This is a genomic window from Streptomyces sp. NPDC048197, from assembly GCF_043202395.1.
Taxonomy (GTDB): Bacteria; Actinomycetota; Actinomycetes; order Streptomycetales; family Streptomycetaceae; genus Streptomyces; species Streptomyces siderophoricus.
Map to the genome: position 1 here is coordinate 306,725 of NZ_JBIDAJ010000004.1, position 13,110 is coordinate 319,834.

Below are 13,110 nucleotides of genomic sequence, written 5' to 3' on the forward strand. Positions count from 1 at the left end.
GTGCCGCAGCCGCAATCGGCGTCCGGGCGCGCGGCGCGCTCAGGGGGCCCGGAAGGACGCGGCGGGGAGCGCGCGCAGCACGCTGTAGACGGACCACACCACCGAAACGAGCGGTACCGCGACGATCGCGCCGGGCACCCCGGCGGTGACCGCGCCGCAGACCACCGAGAGCGCCACCACGACCGGATGCAGCTGGACCGCGCGGCTCATCACGAGCGGGTGCAGCACATGGCCCTCGATCTGGCCGATGACCACGATCAGCAGCACGACGATCAGCGCGATCAACGGGCCCTTGGCGGCCAGCGCCACCACGGCGGCCACGGCCAGCGCGACCGGCGAGCCCACCAGCGGGATGAAGGCGGCGAAGAACTCCAGCACGGCCAGCGGGACGGCGAGCGGCACCCCCAGGATGAACAGCGCGACGCCCACGAGCACGGCGTTGATCGCGGCGACCAGGACGATGCCGCGGGTGTAGCCGGTGAACGTGGTCCAGGCGGCGCGGCCCGCGAGCTGGACCGGGCGGCGCCGGTTGCCGGGCAGCTGGCCGCCGAACCAGCGCCACATCCGGCCGCCGGAATGCAGGAAGAAGACCGAGCAGAACAGCGCGAGCACACCCACCGTCGCCGCTTCGACGAGCCGGTCCACGCCGCTCAGCGCCGTGCTGATCAACGCCGACCGGTGCGTGGAGACGAACCTGCGGACCCATGTCTGCAGATGCGCGAGGGTCTCGCGGCTCAGATGGACCGGCGGGCCCTGCGCCCATCGCTCGATCCTGGCCACACCGCCGTCGAACTCCCGGCGCAGCCCCGCCCACTCCCCCGCGACGTTCGCACCGATCAGGCTCAGCACACCGAAGAGCAGCAGGATGCCGAGCAGCAGCCCGGAGGCGACCGCCACCGACCGGGGCATCCAGCGGTCGAGCAGTCTGGTCAGCGGCTCCAGAAGGGCCGTCAGGACAAGGCCCAGGAAGACCGCCAGGGTCACCAGGTGGAACTTGCCCAGCGCCACGAAGACCGCGTAGACGACCGCGCCCACGATGATCAGGCGCCACCCGTACGCGGCGGCGGCCTGCAGCATCGGGGACGGCCCGGTGGGTACGGCCGGGCGGCGCTCCGGTCCCCCGCCCGCCGTCCGGCGTACGGTCACGGTCCGCCGGCCGCCGCGGGTCCGCAGAACGGTGACCCGGCCGCGTGGCCGGCCGCCGCTCCCAGAGGCGCCGGACGCACTCTCCCGCTTCCTGCCGGGTCGGTTCCGCACCTGGCCGCCACCGCCCTCCGCGCGCCCGTGCCTACCCAGAGGTGGTATCACCCGGCACCGGTTCCCGAACGCCCGCGGGCCGGCATTCCCCCGAAGGCACGCGACCGTACGTCACCCGCCCGGCGGCTACCGGCGCGGCGGGCGGGTGTCCTCGTGGGTCCGGTGGGCGAGGAGGTCGGTCACCAGCGCCAGTGGGGGCCAGTTGATGCTGCCGTGGCGGGCGACGGCGTACGCGCGCAGGACGACCTCCGGAGCCGTGAGCCGGACGATGCGGACACCGGGGAAGGGGGCGAGGTCCCCGGGCAGCAGCCCGACGCCCAGCCCGGCGGCGATCATTGCCTGCACCAGGTCGAGGCTGTCGGCCTGATGGGTCACCCGGGGCGTGAAGTCCGCCATCGAGGCGAGCGTGCGGATGGCCACCTCGTCCGCGGAATTCCGGGAGTTGACGATCCAGTTCTCCGCGCGGAAGTGGGTGACGACGTCCAGGGCCGTGCCCGCGGGCACCCGGGTACCGGCGGGGACGCCGAGGCCCCATTCCGTGGTCCACAGCGGCGTCGCGCCGACGGACGGGTCGAGGGTGGCCGGTGCGAGGTTGTAGTCGTAGGTGAGCGCGAGGTCCGTCTCGTCGGCGGCAAGGGCGTGCAGGGCCTCGGCGGGCTCGTGCTCGCGGATGAGGATCCGCACCTGGGGGTGGCTCGTCGCGAGCCCGGTGACGATGGGCAGCAGGTACGTCCGGATCGCCGTGCCGAAGCCGGCGACCCTGAGGGTGCCGTGGGGCTCGGCCCCGGGTCCCAGGTCGAGCCGGGCCGCCTCGACCGCGGCGAGGATCGTCACGGCGTGTTCGGCCAGCCGCCGGCCCGCCGGGGTCAGCCGGACCCGCCGTCCGTCCGGCTCGATGAGCGTGGTGTCCGTCTCACGGGCGAGCGCGGCGATCTGCTGGGAGACCGTCGAGGTGGTCGTTCCGAGGGTCTCGGCGACGGCACGCATCGACCCGAGCCGGGACAATTCGGCCAGTAGTTCCAGTCGCCTCGTCTCCATGCGCGCCATTGTTCAGCTTTCCCGAACGGAATGTCCATGATCGGCACGTGGACGGCAACGATGCCGAGACCGTCTACTGGCGGCCATGACCGCGCCACCTGCCCTGACGTCCTCCACCGCCGCCCGCCGTCCCTCCTTCCGCGGGACGGACGCCGGGGTGCTGATGTCCCTCGCCTCGATGAGCTGCGTCCAGCTGGGCCTCGCGCTCTCGGTGCGGCTCTTCGACCAGCTCGGGCCGGTGGGAACGACGGCGCTGCGCCTGACGTGGGCGGGCGTGCTCCTGCTGGTCCTCGTCCGCCCGCGCCGCACGGACTTCACCGGCCGGGACCTGCTCGCCTGTCTCGGGCTGGGGGTGGTCACGGCCGGGCTGATGCTGCTGTTCATGTGCGCGGTCGCCCGCATCCCGCTGGGGACGGCCAGCGCACTGGAATTCCTGGGGCCGCTCGGTGTGGCCATGTTCGGGTCGAGGGGCGGCCGCAAGCTGTGGGCCTCGCTGGCCGCGGTGGGGGTGGTGCTGCTCACCGAGCCCTGGCACGGCGGGAGCGACCCGGTCGGCCTCGGGCTCGCGCTGGGCGCCGCGGGCTGCTGGGCCGGGTACATCCTGCTGACCCAGCGCGTCGGCGACCGGGTCACCGGTCTGAACGGCCTGGCCGTCTCGATGCCGGTGGCCGCCCTGGTCGCCTCGCTGTTCGCCGGACCGTCCGCCCTGGCGTCGGTGACCTGGCCGCTGGTGCTCACCGGCCTGGCGCTGGCGGTGCTGCACCCGGTCATTCCGTTCAGCCTCGAATTCCTGGCTCTGCGCCGGCTCTCCACCACCGCCTTCGGCACCCTGATGAGCCTGGAACCCGCCATCGCCCTGGTCATCGGCGCCGTCACCCTCGGCCAGCTGCCCGGTGCGGGCTCGGCGGCCGGGGTCGTCTGCGTCGTGCTCGCCGGTATCGGCGCCACCCGGACCGGCAGCCGCGCACCGGCCGCCGCGGAGGGCTCGCGCCCCGGCGAGTGACGACCGTGCCGCCGCGCGCGGGGACGGGTCAGGCGTCCACCACGTCGACCGTCGCGCCGCGGTCGCGCAGCGCGGCGAGTTCGGCGGCAGGGGTGGCGCGGTCGGTGACGATGCGGTCGTAGCGGCCGGCGTCGCCGTAGGCGTGGGTGGCGGTCTTGCCGAATTTGGTGTGGTCGACGAGGAGCAGGGAGCGCCCGGCGCAGTCCAGCATGGCTTCCTTGATCTCGGCGTACTCGCGGATCGGGTGGAAGAGCCGGCCGCCGAGGACGGAGACGGCGGACATCACCGCGAGGTCGGCGCGCAGCCGGCCGAGGGCCCGCAGCACGTCGGGGCCGACGCAGGAGCCGAACTCGCCGCGGTAGCGGCCGCCGAGCAGCGTGACCTCGGCGCCGGGCGTCTCGTCGAACAGCCGGGCCACGCCCAGGGAGTTGGTGACCACGGCGACCGCCTCGGTCCGGGCGATCCGCGCGGCGAGCGGGAAGAGCGTGGTCGAGTCGTCCAGGACGACGGTGCTGCCGGGCCGGATCTCGTCGGCGACCGCGGCACACAGCGCCTCCTTCAGCGGGCGCTGTACGCCGATGCGGAAGCGGGTGGCGGTTTCCATGGTGAGGGTGGGGAAGGGGGCGGCCCGGCCGCGTTCCTTGCGCAGCAGCCGACGTTCGGCGAGCTGGTCCAGGTCGCGGTGCATGGTGGCGAGGCTGACCCCGAAGTGCCTGGCCAGTTCGTCGATCCGGACCTCTCCGCGTTCGACGACGAAGGCCAGTACGTCCCGTCGTCGCCGGTCGACCTCCGCCAGCGACGACCGTGTGGAAGCCATCGGGGCCGCCCCTTTCCCGGTCGCACAGCGGCAGCGGCGCGCCTACCGCTGCGGATGGATGACGGCCTTCACGGCGGTCGCGTCCTTGGTGGCGACGGTCAGTGCGTGCTCGGCCTCGGCAAGACCGTAACGGTGCGAGACCAGCGAGTCGAGCCGGACCGCACCCGACTCCACCAGCGCGATCGCGGTGGGCCAGGTGTGGGCGTAGCGGAAGGTGCCGGTGAGTTCGAGTTCGTGGTTCTGCACCCGGCCGAGCGGGAGCGAGATCTCGTCCCCGCCCATGCCGATGAGCACGACCCGGCCGGCCCGGCCGACGGTGCGGATCGCCTCGCCGGTGACCGCCGGGACGCCGGAGCACTCCAGCAGCACTGTGGGGGTGTAGCCGGCCCCGGGCAGCGGGGTGCGGGAGACGTCGAGGGTGGTGGCGCCGGCCGCGCGGGCGAGTTCCAGGCGGTGCGGGACGACGTCGGTGACGAGCACCTCCCGGGCGCCGAAGGCACGTGCGGTCCGGGCGGCGACCAGGCCGATGGGTCCCGCTCCGGTGATCAGCACCCGGTCCCCGGGGGCGACGCGGGCCTTGCGGCAGGCCCAGACGGCGACCGAGAGCGGCTCCAGCAGGGCGGCGTCCTCGATGGTCAGGGAGTCGGGAACGGCATGGGCGAAGTCCTGGTGGACGGCGAGGTATTCGCAGAAGGCGCCGTCGACCGGGGGCGTGGCGAGGAAGCGCATGCCGGGACAGAGGTTGTAGCGGCCGTCCCGGCATTCGCCACAGGTGCCGCACGGGGTGCCGGGCTCGATGGCGACGCGCCGGCCGGTCCGCTGCGGGTCGACGCCCGGCCCGCAGGCGACCACGGTGCCGGCCGCCTCGTGGCCGAGGACGAGGGGTTCCCGTACGACGAAGTCGCCGATCCGGCCGTGCCGGTAGTAGTGCACGTCGGAACCGCAGGTGCCGACCGCTTCCACGCGGACCAGGACCTCGCCCGGCCCGGGGGTGGGGACGGGGCGCTCTTCGAGCCTCAGCTTCTCGGGGCCGTGCAGGACGGCGGCGCGCATGGTGGCGGGGATCGCGGGCTGCGCGGGGGTGGCGGTCATGGCGGGCACGGCTCCCTGGGGTCTTCGAGGATGTGCGCTCTTTTTTAGCAGAGCGGTCTTGACTTCGCACAAAATACGAGAAGACTTTGCGGCCGGTCCACCCTTCGGCGGCACCTCCCGACTCCGCCGACGCGGCGGTGGACCCGCGCCCCCTTCTTTCGCCGCCCTGGAGTGCCCATGAGCAGCCCCGCCCCCTCGTCGAGCCCGGCCCGGACCCCGGCCGGTGCGCCCCGGCCGGCGACCGACCGCTCCCGCCTCGCACGACTGGGCATACCCCCGGCGCTGACCTGGGGTTTCGTCGGCGTCCTGCTCTTCATGACCGGCGACGGCGTGGAGACCGGGTTCTTCTCGAAGTACCTGGCCGACCACGGCCTGACCAAGGCCGACGCGGCGGTCGTCATCGCCGTCTACGGCATCACCGTCGCCGTCGGCGCCTGGCTCTCCGGGGCGCTGTCCGACCTCTGGGGACCGCGGCGGGTGATGACCGCCGGGTTCGCCATCTGGCTCGTCTTCCAGCTGCTCCTGCTGTCGGTCGCACTGCCGGCCATGAACTATCCGCTGCTGCTGCTCGTCTACGGGCTGCGCGGCTTCGGCTATCCCTTGTTCGCCTACGGGTTCCTGGTGTGGGTGACCGCGGCGACCCCGCCGCACCGGCTGGGCACGGCCGTCGGCTGGTACTGGTTCGCCTTCACCGGCGGGCTGCCGACGCTCGGTTCGCTGCTCGCCAGCGCGACGATCCCGCAGGTCGGCTCGTACCGCACGCTCTGGTTCGCGCTCGGGCTGGTGACGCTCGGCGGACTGCTCGCCCTGCTGCTGGTGCGCGAACCCACCGGACGGTCCCGGCTCGCGCCGGCCGGTGAACGGCCGCTGGCGACGCTGGCGGGCAGCGTCTCGATCATGCGGCGCCGTCCGCGGGTCGCCGTCGGTGCCGCGGTACGCGTGGTCAGCACCGGTTCCCAGTTCGGGTTCCTCGTCTGCATGCCGTTCTTCTTCACGGAGACGGCCGGATTCACCACCTCGGCATGGCTGCGGCTGCTCAGCGTGATGTTCACCGCGAACATCTTCGCCAATCTCTTCTTCGGCGCCGTCGGGGACCGGCTCGGCTGGCAGCGCACCATGACCTGGTTCGGTGCCGTGGCCTGTGCGCTGACCTGCCTCGCGCTGTACTACGTCCCGCTGCTGGCCGGCCCGTCCTTCGCCGCCTCCGCGGTGGCCGCCGCGCTCTACGGCATCGCGCTGGCCGGCTACGTACCGATCTCGGCGCTCGTGCCGGCGCTGGCGCCGCGCCACAAGGGTCAGGCGATGTCCGCGCTCAACCTCGGCGCCGGGCTCAGCACCTTCGCCGGGCCGGCCGTCGTCGCGCTCGCCCTGGGCCCGTTCGGGATCGAGGGGATCGTCTGGATCTTCGCCGGACTGCATCTGCTGACCGCGGTCGCCATCCGGTTCCTGGAGCCGGACCCGGAGTTCACCGCGTCCGCCGCCACCGCGGTCGAGGAGGGCAGGGCCGTTCCGGCCGGCCGGAACTGACCGGCCGTCAGCCGCACTGCGCCGTTCAGTCGCGGCCGACCGATCGGAACGTAAGGTGGCAGATCGGTACATCACATGACATAGCGAGGTCCCGCATGCATGCTCGCCGTCTCGCCACCGCCGCCGCTCTCGCGCTCACGACCACCGCACTCGTCGCCGCCGGTCCCCCACCCGGCGCCGCTCCCCCGACCGGCAGCCGGACCACCGCCGCGCGGCACGCCGGCAACACCGAGGTTCCCGTCGAACGGGGCACCGCCCGCTTCCGTGTCCCGTCCGCGCTGCTCACCCGGCTCGCCGCCCACGGTGTGGTACCCAAGGCGCTCGGCGCGAAGGGGAAGCTCCGCCCGCACCTCGGACACGACGGCAGCCGCACGCTGAGCCTGCGCCTCTCGGGTGGTGCGGTCACCAACAGCGGCGGCAAGGCAGGCGGCGAACTGCGGTTCGGCGCCGGCGGGGTGGCCCTCGTGCATGCCAAGGCGCACAAGACCCTCCGGCTCACGGGCCTCACCGCCGAGCTCGGCCAGGGCACGCTCAGTGCCCGCACCGGCCGCGGCACCCGGATCACGCTGGGCAGCTTCCCCCGCGCCGACCTCAGGACCGCGCTGAACACCCGGACCCGGGTACTGCGCCTCAAGGCCCCGGTCGCCCTGTCCGCGGCCGCCGCCGAGCGGCTCAACACCGCCCTCGCGACGAAGGCGTTCACCCGCGGCGCCCGGCTGCTGGACGTCCGGGTCACCGCCTCGCTCGACCGGACCGCCGACCTCCGCACCGCGCTCAACCTCAACGGGCGGCGAAGTCCTGTGTCCACCACGGCCCGCCGGTGCCCTCCCGGATGCCGACGCCGAGGTCCTGCAGGTCGCACTGGAGGATGTTGCGGCGGTGGCCGGGGCTGTGCATCCAGTCCTTCATGACGGCGGCCGGGGTCGGCCGGCCCACCGCGATGTTCTCGCCGTACGCGGACCACGAGTAGCCGGCCGCGGTGATCCGGGCTCCCGGACCGGCACCGTCCGGATTGGTGTGGCCGAAGAACCGGCGCGCGGCCATGTCGTCCGCATGGCTTTGCGCCGCCCGCTGGAGCGCCGCGTTCCACCGCACCCCCGGACAGCCGTGTGCCGCCCGCTCCCCGTTCACCAGCCGGACGACCTGGTGGACAGCCTGCCGCAGGGAGCCGGTGGGCGGGCGCCCGACGGCGGCGGGGCCCGGTGTGGCGAGTGCGGCCGGGCCGGCCGGCAGGGCGAGGACCGCGGCGGCGAGCACGAGAGCCATTGTGTGCCGCGGCCCCCTCCCCCGCCGGGCGTGGTGCGGGCACGTGCCGTGCGGTCCGGGCATGCCGAAACTCCCCCTTGGTGGAACGGGACCGTGGTCTCGAACGGCCCGCTCGCCGGTTGTGCGCGAGGGGCGCAGAGTGCCTGGCCGAGGGCGGGTGCGTTCATGCCCTGGTCCGCGGGCCTGACGGGGCATCACCGGCGCGCGGGAACGGCGTGGAACGGCGGACCGGCGCGGGCATCCCGCCGCCGCTCCCCCGCCCCGCGCCGCCCGCGCCGGGCGTCACCGGCCGGCCGCGGCGGCCTCCGCCAGCGGCGCCGCCGCGAGCCCGGCCGGCAGCGGCCCGGTGTGGAGCACGCCCAGCCGCTGGGTCGCCCGGGTGAGCGCGACGTACAGATCGCTGGCGCCCAGCTCCTGCGGTTCGGCCACCAGCACGGTGTCGAACTCCAGGCCCTTGGCCTGCCGCGGATCGATCAGCACGACCGGGCTGGTCAGGTCGGGGGCCGGTCCGGCGGACGCGGACGGGAGCAGCGGCAGCAGGTCCGCGTGCCGGGAGCGCGGGGCGATCACCGCGAGCCGGCCGTCCGCCCGGCTCTCCCGTGCGACGGCCGCGGCCACCGCGCCCGCCAGGTCGTCGGTGCGCTGCGCCCAGGGCCGTACACCGGTGGAGCGGATCGAGCGGGGCGGTGCGAAGTCCGGGTCCAGGGAGCGCGGCACCTCGGCCGCGACCGCCATGATCTCGGTCGGGGTGCGGTAGTTGACGCCGAGCCGGGTGTGCTCCCAGCGGTCACCGACGTACGGGGCGAGGATCGTCTCCCAGGCGCCGCAGCCGCCCGGTTCCGCGGTCTGGGCCGGGTCGCCGACCAGGGTCATCGAGCGGGTCGGGCAGCGGCGCATCAGCAACCGCCAGGCCATGGCGGAGAGTTCCTGCGCCTCGTCGACGATGATGTGGCCGAAGGCCCAGGTGCGGTCGGCCGCGGCGCGTTCGGCGGCGCTGCGGTGGTCGGCCTCCTCGTGCCGCTCGGCGAGCAGTTCCGCGTCGACCAGGTCGTGCGCGGCGAGCACCTCCGAGTCCTCGTCGTCGCGTTCCTCGAACTCCTGGGTGCGGGAGCCGTAGGAGAGGTCGAGCACGCCCTGGGCGTAGTCGATCTGTTCCAGGCGCTCGGCCTCGGCGGCGGCGCGGGCCGCCGAGTCGTCCTCGCCGAGGAGTTCGGCCGCCTCGTCGAGCAGCGGGATGTCGGCGGGCGTCCACTGTCCGCCGGTCCGCCGGATCGCGTCGGCGTCCGCCTCCGGGAGGTGGACGGGCTCGGCGAGGAAGTCCGCGACCAGCTGCTCGGGCGTCAGCGTGGGCCACAACTCCTCGATGGCGTGGTGCACTTCGGGGCTGGTGGCGATGGCCTTGCCGAGCTGGGCGATGTCGTCGGCGCCGAGCAGGTTCGGGCCGCCGTAGGGGTCGGCGCCGATCCGGTCGGTCAGTTGGGCGGTGAGTGCGTCGATGATGCGGAACGCGAAGTGCGGGCGGGCGAGGTTGTGCGGCAGCCGGGTCTCGCGGGCCCGGCGCCGGGCCTCCTTCGCCATCGGTGCGTCCAGCCGCAGTTCGCCGTCGTCGTGCTCGATGACGATCTCCGGGTCGGGCAGGGTCTGCCGGTCCTGGACGAATCGCGCGAGTGCCTCGGCCATGGCCGCGCCGCCCTTGACCTCGGCGGCCCGGGGCGTGTCGGTTCCGGTCGCGGTGACGCCCGGGAAGAGTTCCGCGGGGGTGGCCAGCAGCACCCCGGTCTCGCCGAGCGCGGGCAGCACCTCGCCGATGTAGCTGAGGAAGGCGGGGTTGGGGCCGACGATCAGCACGGCGCGGCGGGCGAGTTGTTCCCGGTGGGCGTAGAGCAGATAGGCCGCGCGGTGCAGGGCGACGACGGTCTTGCCGGTGCCGGGGCCGCCTTCGACGACGAGGACGCCGTGGTGCCCGGCGCGGATGATGCGGTCCTGGTCGGCCTGGATGGTCTGCACGATCTCGTGCATCCGGCCGGTGCGCGCGGTGTCCAGGGCGGCGAGCAGCACGGCGTCCGCGTCGGTGCCTTCGTGTCCGGTGCGGACGGCGTCGGTGAGGTCGAGGATCTCGTCGTGCAGGGCGGTGACGAGGCGGCCCTCGGTCGTGATGTGGCGTCTGCGCCGCAGGCCCATGGGGGTGTGGCCGGTGGCGAGGTAGAAGGGGCGGGCGACCTCGGCGCGCCAGTCGAGGACGAGCGGGGTGCGGTCGGCGTCGTCGCGGCGGATGCCGATCCGGCCGATGTGGTGGTCGCGGCCGTCGCGGAAGACCAGCCGGCCGAAGCAGAGCCCGGACTCCCCGGCGTCGGCGGCAGCCAGCACGCCGGACTGCTCGGCCACCGCGACATCGCGCTCCAGCCGTGCCTGGGCGTTGTTCCCCGCGAGCGCCAGGGCCTTTTGTACCGCGGTCGCGGCTTCCGCGCGCATTTCTGCGAGGCGCTCGTAGAGCAGGTCGATGAATTCCTGCTCCTGCCGCAATTCCTCGTTTGACAATTCGACTCCGCTCAAGTACAGTTTGCTTTGGAACATTGGGCAGTGTGTTCTTGCGCAACCAAGACACAGAAGCCCTCAATATACGCAGAGAAATACCCCGGACGTCAAATTCGTCACGGGGTATTTTTGCGTCCCCGAATCGACGGGCGCTGGGTGTTCCGCGTTCCGGGCCCGTTCAACTTCCGGCCACGCATCCCGCGCACTCTTCGGAACGAGATGTTCCGTTTGGTGACACCCCGGTGGCCCGCCATTCCGGCCGCCGCCTACGGAGGGCCCCATGGCCGGTTTGCACACCCCCACCGACCGTCGTCGATTCCTTCTCTCCTCCGGTGCCGCGGTTGCCGGAGCCGGCGCCGCCTGGGCACTGCCCGGCCAGCGCCGGAGCAGCGCCGCCGCCGACCCCCGACCCGCACGGACCGGCTCGGTGCCGTCGCCGGCCCGGCCCGCTTCCGGGCGCCCGGCGCCGTACGGCGTCACGACCCTGGAGACCACCGCCCGGCTCACCGGCACGAGCGGCTACCGGCGGATGGCCTCCGGGCCCGGCTGGCCCCTGGTCGTACGGGACGAGCTGGCTGCGGCCGGGCCCCGGCGGCAGGACCGGCGGACCCCGCTGGCCTGTTTCGTCCAGCTCACCGATCTGCATGTGGCCGACGTCCAGAGCCCGCTGCGGACCGAATTCCTGCGCGCCGGATCGCCGGGGTCCTGGCGGATTCAGGAGGCGCTGTCGGTGGCCGGTGCGGTGTCGCTGGTGGAACAGGTCAATGCGATCCGCGGCGGGCCGCACACCGGGCGGGCGCCGGCCTTCGCGATGTCCACCGGCGACAACATCGACAATCACGAGATGGTGGAGCTGGAGTGGTTCCTCACGCTGATGAGCGGGGGCCGCATCACGCCGAATACCGGAGCCCCGGCGTCGTACGAGGGCGTCCAGAATTCCGGGCTTCCGCTCTACTGGCATCCGGACGCCGGCCTGCGCGACCAGGACAAGCGGCGCGGACTGCCGGAGATCCCCGGATTCCTCGACGCCGCGATCCGTCCGGTGACCAGCCCCGGGCTGCGCATTCCCTGGTATTCGACGCCGGGCAACCACGACGACCTGCCGGGCGGGTGCCTGAATCCGGCCGATCCCTGGCTGTGCGACTACGTCACCGGTGCCCGCAAAATCTTCTCCGTCCCGGACGCCGATGTGGCCGCACTGGCCCGGGTGCTCAACACCGGTGACGATCCCAAGAGCGTGGTGCTGAAGGAGATCCTGCAGCGCAATTCCGCCGGGGCCCGGAGCGTGGTCGCCGACGAGCGGCGGCGGATGGTGACCCCGCAGGCGTATCTGCGCGCGCATCTGGATCCGGCCCACGCCGGGGCGGGGCCGGCCGGGCACGGCTACACCGAGAACCACCTCGACGGCGAGCGCATGTACTACACGTTCCCGGTCGCGGAGAACGTGCTCGGCATCAGCCTCGACACGACGTATCGCAGCGGCCACTTCGAGGGGTCCCTGGACAGCGAGCAACTCGGCTGGCTGGAGCGGACGTTGGCGGCACACAGTTCCCGTTACTTCGACGCGGACGGCCGCCCGGTGCGCAACCCGGGCGCGGCGGACGCCCACGTTCTGGTTTTCAGCCACCACCACAGTCCGAGCATGACCCGGCGCCCGGACGCGGCCCGTACGGAGGCGCCGCGGCACGACGGCGCCGAGGTCATCGCGCTGCTGAACCGGTTCCCGAACGTGGTGGCGTGGATCAACGGGCACAGCCACGTCAACCGCATCACCCCGCACCCCCACCCGACCCCGGCCCGGTCCTTCTGGGAGGTCAACACCGCCTCACACGTGGACTATCCGCAGCACGCCCGACTGCTGGAGCTGGTCGACAACCACGACGGCACGGTGTCGCTGTTCACCACGCTCATCGAGTCCGCGGCACCGCACCGGACCGACCTCGGCGATCTGTCCGCGGTCGGCCTCGCGTCCCTGTACCGCGAGCTGTCGTACAACGCCCCGGGGCTGGCCGACCAGATGGCGGGCGGGGTGCACGAGGAGATGGCGGGCCGGCCGGCGGACCGCAACACCGAACTCCTGGTCCGCGGCTTCCGTGGGTGAGCCGCGACCGCTCGGATCCGGTCAGATGTAGCACCGGGAGTGCGACACAACAGTCGGATCCGGTCAGAACTTGGAGGCGTGGCGGGCCTCCTCGGCCGCTTTGAGGACGGTGGGCAGGGCGGCGCCGCTCGCGGCGGTGACGGCGGCCGCCACGGCCCCTTCGAGGAACGGGGCATCGGCCAGGACGGCGTGGATGCCGGGGTGATCGGTCAGGACGAGGCGGGTGGCGAGGACCGAGCTGCCCAGGTCGGCGAGGACCACCGCACCCGCTTCGCCGGTGGCGGCGGTGCGCAGCGCGCCCAGGATGCGGGAGCAACTGGTGCCCGTACGGCCGTCATCGGTGCCGCCGGCCGGGGCGACGACGACTCCGGGGCCGGCCATCTGCTCGATGAGGGTCCGTACGCCGAAGGCGATCTCCGCACGGTGCGACACAAGTACGATGCCAACCAGCGGTGTCATGAACGAGGACTCTAC

At 73.3% G+C, this 13,110-nt stretch carries 10 protein-coding genes; 3 read left to right on the forward strand and 7 right to left on the reverse strand.

Annotated features, from left to right (window positions below; genetic code table 11):
• Positions 1 to 39: 39 nt before the first annotated feature.
• Positions 40 to 1,077, reverse strand: coding sequence for an AI-2E family transporter (locus tag ACGF4C_RS08505; protein ID WP_037806665.1), 1,038 nt, complete (start codon positions 1,075 to 1,077; stop codon positions 40 to 42).
• 306 nt (positions 1,078 to 1,383) lie between these two features.
• Positions 1,384 to 2,295, reverse strand: coding sequence for a LysR family transcriptional regulator (locus ACGF4C_RS08510; RefSeq protein WP_393564395.1), 912 nt, complete (start codon positions 2,293 to 2,295; stop codon positions 1,384 to 1,386).
• A gap of 85 nt (positions 2,296 to 2,380) precedes the next feature.
• Between ACGF4C_RS08510 and ACGF4C_RS08515 the strand changes: the two genes are divergently transcribed.
• A complete protein-coding gene (locus ACGF4C_RS08515) occupies positions 2,381 to 3,298 on the forward strand; it encodes a DMT family transporter (protein WP_393564397.1) in 918 nt (305 codons plus the stop codon).
• Between the two features lie 28 nt (positions 3,299 to 3,326).
• Here ACGF4C_RS08515 and ACGF4C_RS08520 read toward each other — a convergent pair whose 3' ends face one another.
• Together ACGF4C_RS08520 and ACGF4C_RS08525 are read right to left on the reverse strand one after the other, a co-directional pair.
• Complete coding sequence (locus tag ACGF4C_RS08520) at positions 3,327 to 4,115, reverse strand: DeoR/GlpR family DNA-binding transcription regulator (RefSeq protein WP_393564399.1); 789 nt, start codon at positions 4,113 to 4,115, stop codon at positions 3,327 to 3,329.
• A gap of 42 nt (positions 4,116 to 4,157) precedes the next feature.
• The gene (locus tag ACGF4C_RS08525; protein WP_393564401.1) at positions 4,158 to 5,207 is read right to left on the reverse strand and encodes an NAD(P)-dependent alcohol dehydrogenase; all 1,050 of its coding nucleotides are present in this window, start codon (positions 5,205 to 5,207) and stop codon (positions 4,158 to 4,160) included.
• Positions 5,208 to 5,384: 177 nt separating this feature from the next.
• Between ACGF4C_RS08525 and ACGF4C_RS08530 the strand changes: the two genes are divergently transcribed.
• On the forward strand, positions 5,385 to 6,734 hold the full coding sequence (locus ACGF4C_RS08530; protein ID WP_393564402.1) for an MFS transporter: 1,350 nt from the start codon (positions 5,385 to 5,387) through the stop codon (positions 6,732 to 6,734).
• A 780-nt stretch (positions 6,735 to 7,514) separates the two neighbouring features.
• On the opposite strand, the gene ACGF4C_RS08535 is transcribed toward ACGF4C_RS08530, so the two are convergent.
• Together ACGF4C_RS08535 and ACGF4C_RS08540 are read right to left on the reverse strand one after the other, a co-directional pair.
• Positions 7,515 to 7,991, reverse strand: a complete 477-nt coding sequence (locus ACGF4C_RS08535; protein ID WP_393564404.1) for a CAP domain-containing protein — start codon at positions 7,989 to 7,991, stop codon at positions 7,515 to 7,517.
• Between the two features lie 291 nt (positions 7,992 to 8,282).
• Positions 8,283 to 10,574: a HelD family protein gene (locus tag ACGF4C_RS08540; protein ID WP_393564406.1), complete on the reverse strand. Its 2,292-nt coding sequence runs from the start codon at positions 10,572 to 10,574 to the stop codon at positions 8,283 to 8,285.
• 241 nt (positions 10,575 to 10,815) lie between these two features.
• On the opposite strand from ACGF4C_RS08540, the gene ACGF4C_RS08545 reads away from it, so the two are divergent.
• Positions 10,816 to 12,636, forward strand: coding sequence for a TIGR03767 family metallophosphoesterase (locus ACGF4C_RS08545; protein WP_393564408.1), 1,821 nt, complete (start codon positions 10,816 to 10,818; stop codon positions 12,634 to 12,636).
• A 63-nt stretch (positions 12,637 to 12,699) separates the two neighbouring features.
• Here ACGF4C_RS08545 and dhaM read toward each other — a convergent pair whose 3' ends face one another.
• Positions 12,700 to 13,095: a dihydroxyacetone kinase phosphoryl donor subunit DhaM gene (dhaM, locus tag ACGF4C_RS08550; protein ID WP_393564410.1), complete on the reverse strand. Its 396-nt coding sequence runs from the start codon at positions 13,093 to 13,095 to the stop codon at positions 12,700 to 12,702.
• Positions 13,096 to 13,110 lie beyond the last annotated feature (15 nt).

Bases quoted from the DNA above. Each gene is read 5' to 3' on its own strand.
- ACGF4C_RS08505 (WP_037806665.1), bottom strand. From the start codon at position 1,077: ATGCTGCAGGCCGCCGCCGCGTACGGGTGGCGCCTGATCATCGTGGGC.
- ACGF4C_RS08510 (WP_393564395.1), bottom strand. From the start codon at position 2,295: ATGGAGACGAGGCGACTGGAACTACTGGCCGAATTGTCCCGGCTCGGG.
- ACGF4C_RS08515 (WP_393564397.1), top strand. From the start codon at position 2,381: ATGACCGCGCCACCTGCCCTGACGTCCTCCACCGCCGCCCGCCGTCCC.
- ACGF4C_RS08520 (WP_393564399.1), bottom strand. From the start codon at position 4,115: ATGGCTTCCACACGGTCGTCGCTGGCGGAGGTCGACCGGCGACGACGG.
- ACGF4C_RS08525 (WP_393564401.1), bottom strand. From the start codon at position 5,207: ATGACCGCCACCCCCGCGCAGCCCGCGATCCCCGCCACCATGCGCGCC.
- ACGF4C_RS08530 (WP_393564402.1), top strand. From the start codon at position 5,385: ATGAGCAGCCCCGCCCCCTCGTCGAGCCCGGCCCGGACCCCGGCCGGT.
- ACGF4C_RS08540 (WP_393564406.1), bottom strand. From the start codon at position 10,574: ATGTTCCAAAGCAAACTGTACTTGAGCGGAGTCGAATTGTCAAACGAG.
- ACGF4C_RS08545 (WP_393564408.1), top strand. From the start codon at position 10,816: ATGGCCGGTTTGCACACCCCCACCGACCGTCGTCGATTCCTTCTCTCC.
- dhaM (WP_393564410.1), bottom strand. From the start codon at position 13,095: ATGACACCGCTGGTTGGCATCGTACTTGTGTCGCACCGTGCGGAGATC.